At 72.2% G+C, this 18743-nt stretch carries 18 protein-coding genes; 2 read left to right on the plus strand and 16 right to left on the minus strand.

Features of this window, described 5'->3' with window-relative positions:
* Nucleotides 1–188: 188 nt before the first annotated feature.
* The 5 genes from OG885_RS21350 to OG885_RS21370 all read right to left on the minus strand — a co-directional run bounded on the left by OG885_RS21350 (nt 189) and on the right by OG885_RS21370 (nt 5655).
* The gene (locus OG885_RS21350) at nt 189–881 is read right to left on the minus strand and encodes a response regulator (RefSeq protein ID WP_405733988.1); all 693 of its coding nucleotides are present in this window, start codon (nt 879–881) and stop codon (nt 189–191) included.
* Entirely contained in the window at nt 878–2281 is a 1404-nt protein-coding gene (locus OG885_RS21355) for a sensor histidine kinase (RefSeq protein ID WP_405733990.1), read from the minus strand. The genes OG885_RS21350 and OG885_RS21355 overlap by 4 nt, the downstream gene beginning before the upstream one ends.
* A complete protein-coding gene (locus OG885_RS21360; RefSeq protein WP_405733992.1) occupies nt 2274–3467 on the minus strand; it encodes an acyltransferase in 1194 nt (397 codons plus the stop codon). The genes OG885_RS21355 and OG885_RS21360 overlap by 8 nt, the downstream gene beginning before the upstream one ends.
* A complete protein-coding gene (locus tag OG885_RS21365; RefSeq protein ID WP_405733994.1) occupies nt 3460–4536 on the minus strand; it encodes an alpha/beta hydrolase in 1077 nt (358 codons plus the stop codon). The genes OG885_RS21360 and OG885_RS21365 overlap by 8 nt, the downstream gene beginning before the upstream one ends.
* A gap of 198 nt (nt 4537–4734) precedes the next feature.
* Nucleotides 4735–5655: an alpha/beta hydrolase gene (locus OG885_RS21370; protein ID WP_405733996.1), complete on the minus strand. Its 921-nt coding sequence runs from the start codon at nt 5653–5655 to the stop codon at nt 4735–4737.
* Between the two features lie 221 nt (nt 5656–5876).
* Here OG885_RS21370 and OG885_RS21375 point away from each other — a divergent pair, with 221 nt between their 5' ends.
* Complete coding sequence (locus OG885_RS21375) at nt 5877–6491, plus strand: TetR/AcrR family transcriptional regulator (protein WP_405733998.1); 615 nt, start codon at nt 5877–5879, stop codon at nt 6489–6491.
* On the opposite strand, the gene kynU is transcribed toward OG885_RS21375, so the two are convergent.
* The 11 genes from kynU to OG885_RS21430 form a co-directional block, all read right to left on the minus strand.
* Nucleotides 6488–7687, minus strand: coding sequence for a kynureninase (gene kynU / locus OG885_RS21380; RefSeq protein WP_405734000.1), 1200 nt, complete (start codon nt 7685–7687; stop codon nt 6488–6490). The genes OG885_RS21375 and kynU overlap by 4 nt on opposite strands.
* Nucleotides 7680–8519: a tryptophan 2,3-dioxygenase family protein gene (locus OG885_RS21385; RefSeq protein ID WP_405734002.1), complete on the minus strand. Its 840-nt coding sequence runs from the start codon at nt 8517–8519 to the stop codon at nt 7680–7682. The genes kynU and OG885_RS21385 overlap by 8 nt, the downstream gene beginning before the upstream one ends.
* 158 nt (nt 8520–8677) lie before the next feature.
* A complete protein-coding gene (locus tag OG885_RS21390) occupies nt 8678–9091 on the minus strand; it encodes a DUF3151 domain-containing protein (protein ID WP_405734004.1) in 414 nt (137 codons plus the stop codon).
* 12 nt (nt 9092–9103) lie between these two features.
* A complete protein-coding gene (locus OG885_RS21395) occupies nt 9104–10552 on the minus strand; it encodes an MFS transporter (RefSeq protein ID WP_405734006.1) in 1449 nt (482 codons plus the stop codon).
* 66 nt (nt 10553–10618) lie between these two features.
* A complete protein-coding gene (gene fbaA, locus OG885_RS21400) occupies nt 10619–11641 on the minus strand; it encodes a class II fructose-bisphosphate aldolase (protein ID WP_405734008.1) in 1023 nt (340 codons plus the stop codon).
* 167 nt (nt 11642–11808) lie between these two features.
* Nucleotides 11809–12357: an orotate phosphoribosyltransferase gene (gene pyrE, locus OG885_RS21405; protein ID WP_405734010.1), complete on the minus strand. Its 549-nt coding sequence runs from the start codon at nt 12355–12357 to the stop codon at nt 11809–11811.
* A gap of 10 nt (nt 12358–12367) precedes the next feature.
* Nucleotides 12368–13156: an aldose 1-epimerase gene (locus OG885_RS21410; RefSeq protein ID WP_405734012.1), complete on the minus strand. Its 789-nt coding sequence runs from the start codon at nt 13154–13156 to the stop codon at nt 12368–12370.
* A 57-nt stretch (nt 13157–13213) separates the two neighbouring features.
* A complete protein-coding gene (locus tag OG885_RS21415) occupies nt 13214–14053 on the minus strand; it encodes an SRPBCC domain-containing protein (protein WP_405734014.1) in 840 nt (279 codons plus the stop codon).
* Between the two features lie 93 nt (nt 14054–14146).
* On the minus strand, nt 14147–15790 hold the full coding sequence (locus tag OG885_RS21420) for a polyamine aminopropyltransferase (protein ID WP_405734016.1): 1644 nt from the start codon (nt 15788–15790) through the stop codon (nt 14147–14149).
* A 107-nt stretch (nt 15791–15897) separates the two neighbouring features.
* Nucleotides 15898–16416 carry a DUF2617 family protein gene (locus OG885_RS21425; protein ID WP_405734018.1) on the minus strand — a complete coding sequence of 173 codons (519 nt, stop codon included), beginning with the start codon at nt 16414–16416 and terminating at the stop codon, nt 15898–15900.
* A gap of 632 nt (nt 16417–17048) precedes the next feature.
* Nucleotides 17049–17237: a hypothetical protein gene (locus tag OG885_RS21430; RefSeq protein WP_405734020.1), complete on the minus strand. Its 189-nt coding sequence runs from the start codon at nt 17235–17237 to the stop codon at nt 17049–17051.
* Nucleotides 17238–17494: 257 nt separating this feature from the next.
* On the opposite strand from OG885_RS21430, the gene OG885_RS21435 reads away from it, so the two are divergent.
* Nucleotides 17495–18685 carry a pyridoxal phosphate-dependent aminotransferase gene (locus OG885_RS21435; protein WP_405734022.1) on the plus strand — a complete coding sequence of 397 codons (1191 nt, stop codon included), beginning with the start codon at nt 17495–17497 and terminating at the stop codon, nt 18683–18685.
* Nucleotides 18686–18743 lie beyond the last annotated feature (58 nt).

An 18743-nucleotide genomic window follows, 5' to 3' on the forward strand; every position in this document is an offset into this window, starting at 1 on the left:
AGAACCGTAGGCCGAGGCCCGGGTCGCGGTCGTCACCAGTGAGAGGGGTCCTTCGGCATCCGTCTCAGGTACTACGGGTCCTGCGCGGACCTACGGGTCCTGCGCGGACCACGGGCCCACAGGCCCATGGGGCCACCGTCCTCGACGGTCCACCCGGTTCAACAGCCGGACGTTCAACAGCCGGACATTCAATAGCCGGACGGCCGCACCAGCCCCGACTCGTACGCGAACACCGCCGCCTGCGTGCGGTCCCGCAGCCCCAGCTTCACCAGGATGCGGCCCACATGCGTCTTCACCGTCTGCTCCGCCACCACCAGCCGCTGCGCGATCTCCGCGTTCGACAGGCCCTGCGCGATCAGCGCGAGCACCTCCGTCTCCCGCTCGGTCAGATCGCCGACCCGATCCTTCAGGGGCGCCCGGGGGCGATGGTCGAGGCGGGAGAACTCGGTGATCAGGCGCCGGGTGATGCCGGGCGCGAGCAGCGCGTCGCCGGCCGCCACCACCCGTACCGCCTCGGCGAGCTGGTCGGCGGACGCGTCCTTCAGCAGAAAGCCGGAGGCGCCCGCACGCAGCGCCTCGTACACGTACTCGTCGAGATCGAAGGTCGTCAGCACCAGCACTCTGATCTGCGGCGTCGCCTCGGTGATACGGCGGGTGGCCTCGATCCCGCCGAGCTCCGGCATCCGGATGTCCATCAGCACGACGTCCGGGGCGAGCTCGGCGACCTTCGCCACCGCGTCCAGACCGTCGACGGCCTGCCCCACCACGTCGATGTCCGGCTGGGTGTTGAGCAGCACGGTGAAGCCCTGCCGGACCATCTGCTGGTCGTCGGCGATCAGTACACGGATGGGGCTGACAGGGCTGATGGGGCTGCTCGTCATACGGAGCCGTCCTTGGAGTCGGGGGCGGTGTGGGGGGCGGTGCCAGGGGCTGGGGCTTCGGCCCACGGGGGTGAGGTCGGCAGGTACGCGGCCACCTCGAAGCCGCCGTCGGGCGCCGGCCCGGCGCGCAGGGTGCCGCCGAGCATCGCCGCCCGCTCGCGCATGCCGAGCAGACCGTGCCCGGCGCCACGGGAGAACGGGGCGGCGCGGGTGGACGGCGAGTTGGTGATCCGCACGTCCACGCCGTGCCGATGGTGGACGAGCCGGACCGTGGCCGTAGCGCCGGGCGCGTGGCGCAGGACGTTGCTCAGCGCCTCCTGCACGATCCGGTACGCCGACAGCTCCACGCCCGGCGGCCGCGGCAGCCGCTCGCCGACCACGTCGACCCGGACGGTCAGTCCGGCCGCCCGGGTGTTCTCCACCAGCGCGTCGAGCCGGTCGAGGGTGGGCTGCGGGGTGTGCGGGGCGGTTCCGGTGCCGCTGTCGCCGCCAGGGCCGTCGGCCGGGTCCGCGGTGTCGGGGTGCTCCGAGCGCAACACCCCCAGCACGCGGCGCAGTTCGGTCAGCGCCTCCAGCGCGTTCTCCCGGATGCCCTCCAGGTTCTCCTTGAGCTCGTCGGACGGGTTCTCGACCAGGTGCGGGGCGACCTGGGCCTGTATGGAGATCACGGACATGTGGTGGGCCACCACGTCGTGCAGCTCGCGGGCGATACGACTGCGCTCCTCCAGCAGCGTGCGCCGGGCCCGCTCCTCCGCGGTGAGCGAGGTCTGCTCGACGAGCTGCGCCTTGGCCTCCCGACGGCCGCGCAGGGCGGCGCCGAGCAGTACGACGATCCCGGAGAGGACGACCGCGATCACGCCGGTGGGCGTGTAGTCCGGGCCGCCCCACAGCCCTTGCAGGACATAGGTGACGAGCGCGGTCAGCGCCAGCGCCTCCACGGCGGCCCGGGTACGGACGCGCAGGGAGAGCAGCAGGAGCACGAGCAGATGGGCGACGATCCCGGCCGCCGTCCAGGGCCAGGTGAAGCCCCCCGCCGGGCCGCCGAGCTTGCCGTGCACGGCCAGGGCTCCCACCATGGTGGCCGCCATGGACAGCCACCACCCCGCGACCGGCCGCCACATCGCGAGGACCACCGCGCCGCCCTGGGCGAGTCCGATGAGGAACGCCCAGGAGGACCGCAGCGATCCTTGGTCCCCGAGCTGGGCGACGGCGCCGAGCGTGACGCCGAACGCGGCCAGGCACAGCAGCCCGTGCGGCAGCCAGCGCATCCAGACCGACGGCGGCAGCGGATCCACGCGGACCGTGCCCAGGTCGTCGCGCAGTGCGCGCAGCCAGCGCAGCGCCCAGCCCCTGGCCACGTGCTGGATCCCCGTTTCCGTCACGCGCCCCACCCTAGACACCGTGCACCTCCACGGACCTCGTCCTTTCGGTCGGCCGATGCCTGCGCACGACCCGCGGGGCCCCGCCTCGGCGACCGCCCTGCTCGTAGGAGCGGAACGCCGTCCAGCAGACGGCGAGGGCCAGGGCGAACACCGGCAGCCAGGCCAGGCGGGCCGCGACCCAGCCGAGGCCGTCGGGGACGGTGTGCAGGCCCGGGAGGCGCCCCGCGAGGAGGCCGGTGGCCGTGGTCGCCATCAGTGCCGTCTGATGCCAGAGGAAGACCGTCATCGCGGAGAGGTTCACCAGGGCGACCGCCGCCCAGGCCGCGGGGCGACGCATCGCCCCGCGCAGCCGGTCGCGCAGCAGCAGCGCCAGACCGCACTGGGCCAGACCGAAGGTGACCGCGGCCAGCGTCGGCGGGTTCAGGTTGGACACCGCGGCGCCGGGGACACCGACCATCGACGCCGGATAGCCGGCCCACGCGACGAGTGCCGCCGTCGCCACCGCACCGCCCGCCACCAGGACCCAGCCCGCCCGGCGCCGCTCCAGCTCACCGCGCGTCCAGGCCGCGCCGAGCGTGTACGGCACCAGCCAGCCCGCGGCCACGTTGACCCAGCCCAGCCAGGCCGGGCCGCCGAGGCCGAAGCGGATCAGGTCGACATGGAGGACGACGGCGAGCGGCCACAACGGGCTCAGCCGGGTCAGCAGCGGCGTCGCCGCCGTCAGCGCGGCGAACACCACGAGAAACCACATGGGCGACAGCGCCAGTTTGACGAGGGTGTGGACCGTGCCGAACTCCGCGCCCGTCAGGAGCAGTCCGGCCGCCGCCACCGTCCACAGGGTGAGGACGGCCGCGACCGGTTTGAACAGCCGGGACAGCCGGGCGGTCAGCCATGCGCCGTACGTCGTCCCGCGGGCCCGCGCGGAGGTGTAGCTCCGGGTCGCCACATGACCGCCCACCAGGAAGAACACGGCGAGGGTCTGGAACGCCCAGGAGATCGGGGCGAGCCACGGCATGTGTTGCAACGGGCTCGCGGTGTGCAGGGCACCGCCGTCCGCCACGAGGGCGGTCACCAGCCAGTGGCCCAGGACCACACCGAGGATGGCGAAGGCCCGCAGGGCGTCCACCGCCCTGTCCCGGTCGACGGGCGTCGCCGCGTCCAGACGGGCGGCGCCCTCGCCTATGTACTTCCGGAGTTCACGCATGGGTGACCTCCGAGGTCCTGCCCAGGACGATCCGGGCCAGGTTCGTCAGGGAGACCGAGCCGGGGTCGAAGTAGTCGCTGTGGCCGCCGTCGCCCGCCGCGAAGCGGTTCGCGCCGAAGGACGGGGACATGGGGTCGGTGCCGAAGCCGACAGTCGTGCCGAACAGGTCCGTCTTGATGTGCGGTACCTCCGCCACCCAGTCGTCGCTGCCGCGGCCGACCCAGACGCGGGCGCGGGCATGCAGGGCCGCGGCGGTGTCCTCGCCGGTACCAGGGCTGCCGAGCAGCACGAGGTCGGTCGCGTCCAGGTGGGACGCGGCGCGGGCGCAGACGACCGAGCCGTAGGAGTGGCAGAGGAGGGAGACGGTCGGGGTCGGGCCGACGATTCCTCGGAGTTGGCGTATGAACTGCCTTAGGTGGGGGGCGGCTTGGTCGGCTCTGCCGGTGGTCGTGACCGTCGTGCTGATGGTGTCCGGGGTCTTGTAGCCGAGCCAGGTGATGACCGCTGTGCGGGGCTCTGTGTGGTGCAGCTCGCCGCGGAGGGCGGTCGCGTCGGCGCGGAAGCGGGCGTAGGTGTCGAGGGAGGTGTCGGAGCCGGGGACCAGGACGGCGATGTGCTCGGCGTGGGCCAAGTCGCCGAAGACCTCGGTGGCTTGGCCTTCGCCTCGGCCGTCGAAGTGGAGGAGGTGGTGGGTGGGGGTGGCCAGGGCTCGGTCGGCCGTGGCTCGGTGGGTGTCGCCGTGGGCGGCGGCCATGCGGGAGGCTTCGGCGGCGTTTTCTCTGTTCGCCGCGTAGGCCTTGTCCAGGGTGGACACCGTCAGGTGGGGCAGCGTGGCTGGAGCCGGAGCCGGTATCTCCGGGCGGGCCGCGGCGGAGAGGGGAAGTACTACGGCGGCCGTGATGAGGGTGGCGAGGGTCGCTCGGCGCCGTGTGTGGGTGCGGCGGGGTGGGGATGCGGGTGGGGGCGTTTCGCTTGCCCGCGCTTGCGGGGTGCCTCCCCCAGAGGGGGGACCCCCAGCGCCCACCCGTGCCGCCCCAGCGGCACGACTGCCCGCAGGCTGCGCTGACATACGGTTGATCGAAAACCCCATGTCCGTCTCCCCCTCCCAGTCCGCCCGTCCATCGGGCCTCTCTGAGTGGGAAATTACGGATCCGGACACCTCGTCCGCGTCCCGCCGGGGAGCTCACATCCGCCGTAGCTCTCAGGTATTACGGGTATGAAAGGGGCCCGACCTCAAAGCCCCCTCACCACACCCCCCAACAACCCCTCACCACGCCAACTGCGCAATCTCCTCCGCCACCACCGCACACGCATCCGCCGCCGGATCGATCAGCGGGAAGTGGCCGACCTCCTCCAGCAACGTCACCCCCACCACCTCCCCCGCCTTCGCCGCCGCGTCCGCGTACGCGTCGGCGACCGCCTGCGGCACCACGTCGTCCGTACGCCCCTGCACCAGCGTCGTCGCGATCCCCGTCGGCAGCAGCAGCGCCGGGTCGGCATACGGCTGCCGTGTCGCGAAGTGCTCGTCGCCGCCCAGGAGTTGCAGCGAGGCACCCCCGCACACGCCCAGCTTCTCCGCCGTCGTGAAGTCGGCGATGGGGGCCAGCGCCACCACGCCCCGCAGGGGTGGGGGCCGGTCCACGCGCCAGCCGGAATCAGCCGGCAGCACGTGCCGCGCCGCGGCCCACAGCGCCAGGTGCCCGCCCGCGGAGTGCCCGGTGACCACCGTGCGGCGCGGGTCGGCCTGCGGAAGAGCCGCTCGTACCAGCGCGGGCAACGCGTCCATCGCCGCCGCCACGTCGTCGAACGTGTCCGGCCAGCGCCCGGCGACCGGTCCGGACGCGTTCCGCCCCCCGGAGGCGTCCTGGCCCCCGGACGCGTCCTGCCCCGGCAACAACGCCCCCCGCCGGTACTCCACGTTGGCCACCGCGAACCCCCGCCGTGCCAGATAGTCGGCGAACGGCGTGATGTGCCGTCGGTCGTACGGCGCCCGCCACGCGCCACCGTGCAACACGACCACCAGCGGAGCGAGCACGCCCGCCGGGATCTCACCCTTCGGAGCGTAGAAGTCGATCACCTGGTCGGGGTGGTCGCCGTACGCGGAACTGACGTCGGGGTCGACGGGCGGGTGGGAGAACGCCGACTCCTCCTCGGCGGCGGCCCGGGCTGCTGCGGAGTCGTCGGGCATGCTCCAACCTCTCAGCGATAAAACGCATTTGGACGAGAATTCGACTGTAGGCGGGGACGGTATCAGGCCCGTGACGTGCGCGGACACACGCATGTCACGCTCGGTGAGGGTTAAACGGTTCTGCTGTTTCGTTACGCTGAGCCCGTCGAAGCCCGCGTCAAAGCCCGCGTCGAAGCCCGTCCCGTACGACAGCCCCCACAACCGTCCCCATGGAGGCCGATATGTCCGCCGAACCCGGCACCGTACGTCCCGGAGGGCGTACCGCCCGTGTCCGCGCGGCCGTGCTCCAGGCGGCCGGTGACGTCCTCGCCGAGCACGGGTTCGCGCATCTCGACCTGGCCGACGTGGCCCGCCGAGCCGAGGTCGGCAAGACCACCGTCTACCGGCGCTGGGGCTCGGTGACCGGTCTGGTCGCCGACCTCCTCGCCGACATGGCCGAGCAGTCGCTGCCGCGCGAGGAGACCGGCACCGTGCTGGGCGACCTCCGCGCCAACGCCCGTCTCGTACAGCGAACCCTCGCCGACCCCCGCCAAGGCGCCCTGTTCCGCGCGGTGATCGCCGCCGCGACCTGCGACGAACGCACGGCACAGGCCCTACGACGGTTCTACGACATCCGGGTCGCCGAGTGGGCGCCCTGTGTCCAGCAGGGGGTCGAGCGTGGGGAGTTGCCGCCGGGGACGGACGCCGAGGACGTCGTACGAGCCGTGTCCGCACCGCTCTACTACGCGCTGCTGACCACCGGAACGGCCCCGACCCCCGCCGCCGCCGAACGCGCGGCACAAGCCGCTCACGCCGCCGCGACAGCAGGGGTCTACACGGGCCGCAAAGAGGACTAAGTCCTGCTCAGCACATCCCCCAACACCCGTGCCGCCCGCTCCACTTCACCGAAGCCGACGTACAACGGCGTGAATCCGAACCGCAGCACGTCCGGGTGCCGGAAGTCGCCGACCACGCCCCGCGCGATCAGCTCCTTCATGACCTCCCCGGCGTCGTCGCACCGCAACGCGACCTGGCTGCCGCGCTCCGCGTGGGCCACCGGCGTCACCGACTCCACGCGTCCCACGGGCGCATACGCGGCCACGCACTCCAGGAAGAAGTCGGTCAGGGCAAGGGACTTGGCCCGTACCGCCTCGATGGAGACGCCCTCCCAGACCTCAAGTGCCGCCTCCAGGGCCAGCATCGAGAGAATGTCCGGCGTACCGACCCGGCCGCGCACCGCGCCCGCCGCCGGTTCGTACGCGGGCCGCATACCGAAGGGCTCCGCGTGCGAGTTCCAACCGGGCAGCGGGGAGTCGAAGCGGTCCTGGAGGCCGTGCCGGACGTACAGGTACGCCGGTGAACCCGGGCCGCCGTTCAGGTACTTGTAGGTGCAGCCGACCGCCAGGTCGACCCCGTGCTCGTCCAGCCCGACCGGCAGCGCGCCCGCGCTGTGGCACAGGTCCCAGACCGCCACCGCCCCCGCCTCTCGCACGGCGGCGGTCAGCGACGGCAGGTCGTGCAGCCGGCCCGTGCGGTAGTCGACGTGGTTCAGCAGCACGGCCGCCGTACGCTCGCCCAGCACCCCGGGCACCTCGGCCGGTGTCACCGGGATCAGCGTGCACCCGGTCATCCGCGCCGCCGACTCGGCGATGTAGCCGTCCGTGGGGAAGGTCGTGGCATCGACGACGATCTCGTCCCGGCCGGAACCAGGCCCGCCCGCGATCCGCACCGCCGCCACAAGCGCCTTGAAAACATTGACACTTGTGGAGTCGCCGACCACGATCTGCCCGGCCGCCGCCCCCACCAGCGGAGCGATCCGGTCACCGATCCGCTCGGGCGCCGTCCACCAGCCGCTCTCGTCCCAGGACCGGATCCGCAGCTCGCCCCACTGGCGCCGTACGACGTCCTCCACGCGCCCCGGGACGGCGGCCGGGAGCGCGCCCAGCGAGTTGCCGTCCAGGTACACGACCTCGTCGAGCACGAACTTCCCGCGCACGTCCGCCAGTTCATCACCGGCGTCGAGCTTCTCCGCCCGCATCGCGAACTCAGACATACGACCGCGCCGTCCACAGCTCGGGGAACACGTTCTTCTGCGCCCGCTTCTCCAGCCACGCCACCCCGGCGGAGCCGCCCGTGCCCGTCTTGGCGCCCATCGCGCGCCGGGTGGCCACCAGATGGTCGTTGCGCCAGCGCCACACCAGCTCGGCGACGTCCGTCAACGCCTCGCCCAGTCGGGCGAGTTCAGCGTTGCCGTCACCGGCGTAGAGGGCGGTCCAGACGGACTCGACCTCCGCCGACGGCTCGTACCGCAGCGACACGTCACGCGTCAGCACGGCGGCCGGGATCGCGTGCCCGCGGCGCGCCAGCAGCCGCAGCACCTCGTCGTACAGGCTCGGCTCGTGCAGCGCCTTCTCCAGCTCGGCGTGCACCCGCGGGGCGCCCCGGTGCGGCACGAGCATGGACGCCGACTTCTCGCCGAGCAGGAACTCCATCCGCCGGTACATCGCCGACTGGAAGCCGGAGCCCTCGCCGAGCGCGGCCCGGTAGGAGTTGAACTGGGCCGGGGTGAGCTGGCCGAGCGGCCGCCAGGAGGCGTTCAGCGCCTCCAGCTCCCGTACGGAACGCTTCAGCGCGTCGACCGCGACGGGCACGTCGTCGGAGCGCAGCGCCCGGGCCGCGGTCTCCCACTCATGGACGATGACCGTGAACCACAGCTCCATCACCTGGGTCGTGACCAGGAAGACCATCTCTCCGGGATCGTCGGAGAGGGTGTGCTGGAGGTGGGTGAGCACGTCCGCCTTGACGTAGTCCTCGTACGGCGTCGTGCCTTCGAAGTCGAGATGCGGGGTCTCGGGCTCCTGCGTTTCATGAGCCTCGTGGGACATCGCTGTCTCCTGTTGTGTACTCCGGGTAGCGGTCCGCCCCTGCCGTTACCGACACGGGGGCCCCGGTCCCCAAACGAATCCTCAGCCGTCACCCCCGAGGTGCGCAAGGCCCGACCGGATCACAGATCACAGCCGGGCCCGCACCGAAACAGAAGGCTCTAGCCCAGCGTCTGCGCCGCCGTCGGCGAGGAGTCCTTCAGGAACTGCGAGCAGCGCTCGTACTCCTCCTGCTCCCCGATGGCACCCGCGGCGCGGGCGAGGGCGTGCAGGGCGCGCAGGAAGCCGCGGTTCGGCTCGTGCTCCCAGGGGACCGGGCCGTGGCCCTTCCAGCCGCTGCGGCGCAGCGCGTCCAGACCGCGGTGGTAGCCCGTACGGGCGTAGGCGTACGACTCCACGACGCTGCCCCGCTCGAACGCCTCGTCGGCCAGCTGGGCCCAGGCCAGCGAGGAGGTGGGGTACTTCGCGGCGACGTCCGCGGGGGCCGTGCCGTTCGCCAGGAGCTCGCGGGGCTCCGGGTCGTCGGGGAGGTGGGTCGGGGGCGGGCCCCCGAGGAGGTTCTCGTGAATCGACATGGGTCCAGTCTCCTACGCCAGCTTCCCCCGCGTCCGCTGCCCCTCCAGCGGCGGAGCCGTGACGGAACCGTGGTGCAGGCACTCCGGCCGGGTGCAGTCCGGCGGCAGCCGCCGGACCGTCGTGAACGCCACCGCCGCCCCCACGATCAGCACCCCCGCGCACACCACCATCGCCCGCCCGAACGCGTCGTCGAAGGCGGCCGGGGTGCGGTACGCCTCCTCGCCCATCCCGGCGATTAGCGGGAGCGCGGCGACCGCGATGAGGCCGGCCGCGCGGGCCGCCGCGTTGTTGATGCCGCTGGCCAGGCCCGCCCGGGCCACGTCCACGGAGGCGAGGACGGTCGCGGTGAGCGGGGCGACCAGGGTGACCATGCCGAGGCCGAGGACGAGGAGGGCGGGGAGGACGTCGGCGAAGTAGTTCGCGTCCGGCCCGACCCGGAGCATGAGCAGCATGCCGAGCGCGCACAGCAGCGGTCCGACCGTGAGCGGGATGCGCGGACCGATCCGGTCGGCCAGCTCACCCGACCTGGCCGAGAACAGCAGCATCATCGCCGTCGTCGGCAGCAGGGCCGTACCGGCGCCGAGGGCCGAGTAACCGGCGACGACCTGGAGCTGGAGCGCGGCCAGGAAGAAGAAGCCGCCGAAGGCCGCGTAGACGCAGAGGGTGACCAGGTTGACGGCGGTGAACTGCCTCGACGCGAAGATCCCGAGCGGCATCATCGGGTCGGGGCGCCGCTTCTCGACGTACACGAAGGCGACACCGGCGACCACGCCGAGCACCGCCGTGATCCAGTCCTCCTCGATCAGCGCGTACGTCACCAGCGCCAGCGCGAGCGCCCCCAGCAGGGCGCCCAGCACGTCGAAGCCGGCGTGCTTGCGGCCGTCGCCGGACTCGGGGACATGCCGTAGGGCGATGGGGGCGCACAGCAGCGCGACCGGGACGTTCAGCAGGAACACCCAGCGCCAGCCGGGCCCGTCCACCAGCCAGCCGCCCAGGAACGGCCCCACGGCCGCCCCGATGCCGCCGAAGCCGGACCACAGACCGACCGCCCGCCCCCGGTCGTCGGGATGGAAGGAGGCCTGGATGAGGGCCAGGGAGCCGGGCGTGAGGAGCGCGCCACCCACGCCTTGCAGCGCCCGCGCCCCGATGAGCACCCCGGCGTTCGGCGCGAGCCCGCACAGCAGGGAAGCCGCGGCGAACCACACCACACCCACGACGAAGACCTTGCGCCGCCCGTACCGGTCCCCCAGCGAGCCGCCGAGCAGGATCAGCCCGGCCAGCGTCAGCATGTACGCGTTGATCGTCCACTGGAGTGCGGCGAGGTCGGCGTCGAGATCCTCGCCGATACGGGGAAGCGCCACGTTGACGACGGTCGAGTCCAGCATCGCCATGCTGGAGCCGAGCACGGTGGTGAGCAGGATCCACTTGCCCTGCGATGAGGCCAGCCGGACATCGGGCATGAGCCCAGTAAACAGTGAGCCCGGCGCCGAAGCACCGGGCTCACTGCACGAGACGTACTACGGGGGTTACTTGATCTTCGTACCCGTCGAACGAAGGTCGGCGCAGGCCTGCGTCACGCGCGCGGCCATGCTGCCCTCGGCGAGCTTGCCCCAGGTGCGCGGGTCGTAGGTCTTCTTGTTGCCGACCTCGCCGTCGATCTTCAGGACGCCGTCGTAGTTCTGGAACATGTGGGCCGCCACCGGACGCGTGAACGCGTACTGGGTGTCGGTGTCGATGTTCATCTTGACGACGCCGTTGTCCAGCGCGGTCGCGATCTCCTCGGCGGTGGAGCCGGAGCCGCCGTGGAAGACGAAGTCGAACGGAGAGGTCTTGCCGTACTTGGCGCCGACACCCTCGTTGAGGTCCTTCAGCAGCTCGGGACGCAGGACGACGTTGCCCGGCTTGTAGACGCCGTGCACGTTGCCGAAGGACGCGGCGAGCAGGTAGCGGCCCTTCTCACCGAGGCCGAGGGCCTCAGCCGTACGAAGCGCGTCATCGACGGTCGTGTACAGGGAGTCGTTGATCTCGTGCGAGACACCGTCCTCCTCGCCGCCGGTCGGGGTGATCTCGACCTCAAGGATGATCTTCGCCGCGGCGGTGCGGGCCAGCAGCTCCTGCGCGATCGCCAGGTTGTCGGCGAGGGTCTCGGCCGAGCCGTCCCACATGTGCGACTGGAAGAGCGGGTTCTCACCGCGGGCGACGCGCTCCTCGGAGACCGCGATCAGCGGACGTACGTACCCGTCGAGCTTGTCCTTCGGGCAGTGGTCCGTGTGCAGCGCGACGGTGATGTCGTACTTCTTGGCGACGATGTGCGCGAACTCGGCCAGGGCTACGGCGCCGGTGACCATGTCCTTGTTGTGCTGACCGCCCAGGAACTCGGCGCCACCGGTCGAGATCTGGATGATGCCGTCACTCTCGGCCTCGGCGAAGCCGCGCAGTGCCGCGTGCAGGGTCTGCGTCGAGGTGACGTTGATGGCCGGGTAGGCGAACTTGCCTGCCTTCGCCCGGTCGAGCATCTCGTTGTAGACCTCGGGGGTTGCGATGGGCATCTGTCCGCTCCTTGGAGTGTGCGGGTTGGCGTACTACGTGCTTACGGCCCTGACCTAGACCTTGGTGTGGGGGTTGCGACGTCATCGTCGGGCCCCATCTTTCCAGACGAACCGGGATGCTCGGAGCGGCCGTAAGTCCCGGTTGCCGGACCTTTCCAGTGCCCTTTTCAGTCCAGGCCCAACTCGTCCTTGGAGAAGGCGAAGCGGTACGGCACCCCGGCGCCCTGTTCGATCTTCTCGGCGGCGCCCGTGGCCCGGTCGACGATCGTGGCGACGGCCACGACCTCGGCGCCCGCCTCCCGCACGGCCTCCACGGCGGTCAGTGGAGAACCGCCGGTGGTGGAGGTGTCCTCCACGACGATGACGCGCCGGCCCGCGATATCCGGGCCCTCGACGCGGCGCTGGAGACCGTGCGCCTTGGCGGCCTTGCGGACGACGAAGGCGTCGAGCTTCTGCCCGCGCGCGGCGGCGGCGTGCAGCATCGCGGCGGCGACCGGGTCGGCGCCCATCGTCAGCCCGCCCACCGCGTCGAACTCCAGGTCGGCGGTCAGGTCGAGCAGCACCTGCCCGACCAGCGGGGCCGCCTCCCCGTCCAGGGTGACGCGTCGCAGGTCGACGTAGTAGTCCGCCTCCAGACCCGACGACAGGGTCACCTTGCCGTGCACCACGGCCTTGTCCTTGATCTGCTGCAGCAGCGTGCCGCGTACGTCCGTCATGCCGCCCAGCTTAGAGGCGCCGCCAGCTCCAGGTGGTGGCGGCTTCGAGCGGCTCCAGGGGCGTGACCAGGCGCGGCAGCGTGTTCAGGCCGTTGGGCGGCCCGGTCTGCGGCTCCACGCACACGGCCTCGGCCTGCTCGTCGTAGACCACGACCCACTCCTCGCGGGAGGCCACCTTCAGCTCCAGCTGCCCCGGCCAGGTCAGGGTCACGTCGACGCCGCCGGGCATGCCGAAGCAGTCGTCCCAGGGTCCGGGCTTCGGGTCGATACGCCGCCCGGTCGGCAGGTGGTCGTCCCCGCGCTCCTCCTGCCACCCGGCCTCGAAGGCCACCCGCACGTCCTCGCCGCCGAGGTTGCGGTGGAACCACGGGTGCCAGCCGATCTGGGCGGGGAAGGAGGTGTCGTACGTCTCCACGGACATGGTCAGCGTGACGGAGTCGGGCGTCAGGGCGACGGCCTGGGTGACCCGGCCGGAATAGGGCCACGGCTCGACCAGGTCGTACGTGATGACGGCCTCGTCGGCCGAGGTGCGCGCGACGCGCCAGGCGCCGTCGCGGGTGGTGCCGTGGATGGCGTGCGGCGGGGAGTTCAGCGGCAGCTGGTGCAGGGTGGCGCCGTTGCGGAACTGGCCGTCCCTGGTCCGCCCGCACCAGGGCACCATCGGGAAGCAGCCGAATCGGTCGCCCTGCCGCAGCAGTTCGACCCCGTCGACGCGCAGCCCGCCGATCCGTCCGCCGTTGCCCGGCAGTACGGTCACCTCCGCGTCACCCGCGGTCAGCGTGATGGGTTCGTTACTCACGGGACGACCCTACTGGGGCGATCAAGAGGGCGATCGCGCCACCACCCCGGCGGCCCGTCAGTGCCGCTTGCGCAGCACCCGCCCCACCACGATCGCCGACGCCAGCACCACGGCCGCGGCGGGCGCGGCCCATCGCAGCGCCGGGTTCGGGGCGATGGTCTGCGGTGCGGGGACGGGCGCGTACCGGCCGCGCGGCGGTGCGTGATCCACCTCCTCCGCGCTCCGCCCGATCATCGTCCGCCGCGCGTGCGCGGCTTCGGCGGGGAGGTCGCGGGGGGTGGTGAAGTCCTGGTCGGGGGTGGGGACTTGGGAGGGGGCGGGGGGCTCGGGAGTCTCAGGGGCCTCGGGCTCGTCCGACTCTTCGGGGGGCTCGGGTGCTTCCGGTACCTCGGGCACCACGGGTGCCTCAGGCACTTCGGACGCCTCAGCGGCCTCAGTTGCCTCGGTGCTCTCACCGGCCTCGGAAGCCGGCCCCCGTGCCGCGTTCCCCAGGTTCTCCGCGAAACGGTTCAGCAACCGGCTCACGGCCGAGGTCACCGCGTCCTCGGGCAGCTCCGTGATCCGCCCGTCCGCCGACGCGGTCCCCGTGAAGGTGAGGGTGGTTCCGCCCTCGGCCTCCGTCGGCCGCAGCACCAGCGTGAGCGTCACCGCACCGCTGCCGCGCGCCTCCACGGCGTCGCCCTCGATGCCGTACGTCCCGTCGTCCCGTACGGAGATCCGGGCGGACCCCCGATAGGTGATGGTGTGACCCCCGACGCGTACCTTCAGCCGCCCGGTGACGGGCTCGGCGCCGGCGTCCTGTTGGAGCCCGGGAACGGCCCGGGCGACCCGTAGGGGATCGGCCAGTGCCTCCCTGAGCCGCTCGGCCGGAACCGGAACGAACACCTCATGCTCCATGGTCCGCGAGCCTACCCAGAGGACCGCCGAGTGCACCCCCGTTGGTCGAAAGTGACCGCGCGTCGAGCGGACACCCACTCCTCGGCGGGCCCGTCAGTAGCGCGGATGCACCAATGTCGACACCGTCGGCCCGGCCCCCGGCGCGCGCATCCGCTCCGCCGCCCTTCCGTCGGCGTCCAGGTCCTGCTGGGTCAGGGTCTTCAGGGGCGGCTCATGGGGGTCGAGGCGCAGGGGTGGGCGGTGGTTCGGGGCGGCGAGGACGAAGCCCCAGTCGCGGGGGGCGCGGCTGGCGGCCGTGGTGCGGTCGGGGCCTGCCGCGAAGCCCTCGTCACGGCCGCCGACGCGGTAGGGGGCGGTGTGGAGGCCCGCCGCGCGGATGGTCGCCTCGACCGTCCAGAAGACGCGGGGACGGGAGGAGACCGGGCCGGCGTGCACCACGAGGCGTCCGTCGGGGGCGAGGGCGCGGTGGGCGAGGCCGTAGAACTCCTGGGAGTAGAGCTTGGTGCTGGCGGTGATGCCCGGGTCGGGCAGATCGGCGATCACCACGTCGTACGCCGCCGGGCGCACCCCGCGCAGCCAGCCGAAGGCGTCGCCGGTGGTGACATGGACGCGCGGGTCGGCGTAGGCGTGGCCGTTGAGGGCGGCGAGGGCGGGGTCCGTGCGGGCCAGCCGGACCACTCCGGCGTCGAGTTCGACGACGTCGACCCGGCGTACGTCGGGGTGGCGCAGCACCTCGCGGGCCGCGAGTCCGTCGCCGCCGCCGAGGATGAGCACGCGGGTGTGCGGGCCGTTCATCGCGGGGTGGACGAGCGCCTCGTGGTAGTGGCGTTCGTCGCGGCCGCTGACGCGGAGGCGGCCGTCGAGGAAGAGGTCGAGGGGGCGGCCGTCAGTGCCGCCGGTGAGGACGACCTCCTGGACGTCGGTCTGGAGGGCCACGCGGACGTCGTCGCCGTAGACGGCGTGGCGCGCGGCGCGTTCGAAGTCGTCGACGAGGACGGCGGCCGCGGCGAGGATGCCGAGCACGGCGAGGTTGGCGATCACCAGCAGCCAGCGGGCCCGGCGGGTGAGGTCGCGGCGGAACAGGCCGAGGACGAGGGCGCCGCCGACGATCGCGTTGACGGTGCCGGTGATCAGGGCGCCGGTCAGCTGGCCGAGCAGGGGGAGGAGCAGGAACGGGAAGGCGAGGCCGCCGACGAGGCCGCCGACGTAGTCCGCCGCGAAGAGGTCGGCGACCGCGCCGCCCGCGTCCTGGCGGCGGATGCGCTGGATCAGCTCCATCAGCAGGGGGACCTCGGCGCCGATGAGGAGGCCGATCGCGAGGGAGAACGCGACGAGGAGGCAGCGCGGTCCGTGGGCCCACAGGCCGCCCCAGTCGCCGGTCCAGGCGAAGACGGCGTACAGCGCCATCGCACTGCACCCGCCGACGAGGGCGAGCGCGGCCTCGATCGCGCCGAAGCCGGCCGCGGCGTGCCGGCGCAGCCGCTTGGCGAGGAGTGAGCCGACGCCCATCGCGAAGACCATCACGGACAGCACGACGGAGGCCTGGGTGACGGAGTCGCCGATCAAGTACGAGGCGAGGGCGACCAGTTCGAGTTCGTACACCAGTCCGCACGCGGCGCAGACGAAGACACCCGCCAGGACGAGGAACCGCCCGACCGCGGGCCGCACGGGAAGCCGCACGGGACCCGCCCAGGGCGGCGGGGCGCCGGGCGGGGCGGGCGCGTGCGGTTCGATCACGTTGCGACGGTACGTCACTGAAACGGCACGCTTCGTCACCCACACGTGTGGAACTCACGCGCAGCGGGCCGACGGGGGTTTGCGCGGCCGACGGGGCGACTCAACCGCTAGAGCGCGGCGGGGACCTTGACGCCGACCCGGGTCCGGGTGGCGACCAACTGGCCGTCCTGCGGGTACGCGTGCCAGGTGCGCCAGAGGACCTGCCCCTCGTGGTGCTGGGCGAGGAGGGCCGTGAACGCGTGCGGGCTGCCGGGGAAGACGCCCGCGAGGCCGTGCGGATGGTCGGAGACCAGGGCCAGCAACTCCTGGGCGCGGCCCGCGAACTGGCCCGGGGAGAGGAACTCCACGCGGGCCGCGAACTCGTACTCCCAGTCGCCGACCCGCTTGGCGACGCCGAGCGGCAGGGGTGTGCTGCTGCCCGAGATGCACGCCACCGTCTCCGAACAGATGCCCCGCTCCTCCTCCAGGAGCACTTGGTGGGACGCGCCGAGGAGTCTCAACTGGAGCTTTGTCCCGGTCAGTTCCAGGTCGAGCGTGGCCAGCGCCGGAAGCGGCTCGCGTCCCAGGGCCCAGGCGAGGTCGGCCGCGCGCGTGTCGGTGTAGGAGGTGTTCAGGGTCGTGAGCATGGATCGGCTCCGCAAGCACGCAAAGAAAGGGCGGTGTGGGGGGGGCGCCGGCGCACCCGGGTCGACACCGGCGGGGATTCGGCCCGGTCGGCCCGGTCGGGATGTCACAGCTGAAGTGTCCGGAGGACGGCCGAGGGCCCGCGTTGGTGATTTAGAGGGAATCATGAACTGTGGCGCCGCCACAGCGTTTTTACCCAACTTCGTGGCGTTTCCATCCCTCAGAGGGCCCCACAGTTCAACTGTTCAACTACGGCGCACGCCGGGCCCGCCAGGGCGTACGCCGGGGCATCCGCGCCCCGGGCGCGAAAAGCCGGGCCCCAGTGCCTCCTGGGCCCGGCTCGTCCGGACGCGACAGGAGCTCAGCTGCCCCGTGTCAGCTGCCTCCCCCGCATCCGCCCCCACCCCCGCCTCCGCAGGACGACCCGCCGCCACACGACGAGCCGCCGCTGTCCCCGCCTCCGCCTCCGTCCGCCCAGCTGTTGCCGCTGGTGTCACCGCCGCCACCGGCGCTCCCGAAGCTGTACGAGCGTCGGCCACCCTTTCGGTTCCGGCGGACCGCCCATCTGATCAACCACAGGATCAGAGCCCAGTACAGGGCCACCAGGATGATGACGAGAGCCGTGATCACGGCGTCACCCCCCTTCCGTCCCCCCGAGGTCCCGGCCGCTCAGCTGCCGCCGCCGCAACCACCGCCGCCCCCGCAGGACGACCCGCCGCCACACGACGAGCCACCCCCACAGGACGAGGAGGAGGAACCACAGGAGGAGGACGAGGACGAGCCGCACGACGAACCGCCGCTGCTCGACCCCCCGTCGGCCCACCAGCTGCTGCCGGCGCTGCCGCCGCGCCGACCCGCCCGCACCCCGTGCGAGCTCCCACTGGTCGCCCTCGCGATGATCAGGACGACGAACCCGATGAGCACCACTGCCAGGATGATGCCGAGAACCATGGCGCCACCCTCCTTCCATGTCACCCGAGACGACCCCCCGTGGGCGCCTCGGGTCCTGCGTGCGAGGGAGATGCCCCGGCGTCTCATCAGCCAAAGCAGAGTTGAGGAAGTCCAGAGCTTGGGCGCAGGATGACCGGCATGACCTCCACCGCACGCCCGCACCTCAACCGCCGGCTCGCCGAGTTCGGGACGACGATCTTCGCCGAGATGTCCGCGCTCGCCGTGCAGACCGGCTCGATCAACCTCGGCCAGGGTTTCCCCGACACGGACGGCCCCGAGGAGATCCGGGAGGCGGCCGTGCGGGCGCTGCGTGACGGGCGCGGCAACCAGTACCCGCCGGGTCCCGGCGTCCCGGAGCTGCGCACCGCGATCGCCGCGCACCAGCAGCGGCGGTACGAACTGTCGTACGACCCCGATACGGAGGTCCTGGTGACGGCGGGCGCCACGGAGGCGATCGCCGCCGCGCTGCTGGCGCTGTTGGAGCCCGGCGACGAGGTCATCGCCTTCGAGCCGTACTACGACTCCTACGCGGCCTGCATCGCCATGGCGGGCGGCACCCGCGTCCCGGTCACCCTGCGCCCGGACGGCGACAGCTTCCGCCTCGACCTCGACGAGCTGCGCGCGGCCGTGACGGACAAGACCCGGCTGCTGCTGATCAACACACCGCACAACCCCACCGGCACGGTCCTCACCCGCGAGGAGCTCACCGCGATCGCCGAGCTGGCGGTCGAGCGGGACCTCCTGGTCGTCACCGACGAGGTGTACGAACACCTGGTCTTCGACGACGCCGAGCACATCCCGCTCGCGACCTTCCCCGGCATGCGCGACCGTACGGTCACGATCGGCTCGGCCGGCAAGACCTTCTCCTTCACCGGCTGGAAGGTCGGCTGGGTGACCGGCTCGCCTTCGCTGGTCAGCGCGGTGCGGTCGGCGAAGCAGTTCCTGACGTACGTCGCCTCCGGCCCCTTCCAGTACGCCGTCGCCGAGGCGCTCGCGCTGCCGGACAGCTACTTCGAGGCGTTCCGCGCGGACATGCGCGCCAAGCGCGACCTGCTGGCGGCGGGACTGACGGAGGCCGGCTTCGGGGTGTTCCGCACCTCCGGCACCTACTTCATCACCACCGACATCCGCCCCCTCGGAGAGACCGACGGTTTCGCCTTCTGCCGCGCGCTGCCGGAACGGGCCGGTGTCGTCGCCATCCCCAATGCGGTCTTCTACGACCACCGGGAGGCGGGCGCCCCGTTCGTGCGGTTCGCGTTCTGCAAGCAGACGGGGGTGCTGGAGGAGGCCGCGAAGCGGCTGAAGGCGCTGGCGGGCTGACACCGGCCCGGCGAGCAGACACTGGGCGCATGATGCTCGCTTATGCCTGACTTCTTAT

It is taken from the genome of Streptomyces sp. NBC_00028 (genome assembly GCF_045041065.1).
Taxonomy (GTDB): domain Bacteria; phylum Actinomycetota; class Actinomycetes; order Streptomycetales; family Streptomycetaceae; genus Streptomyces.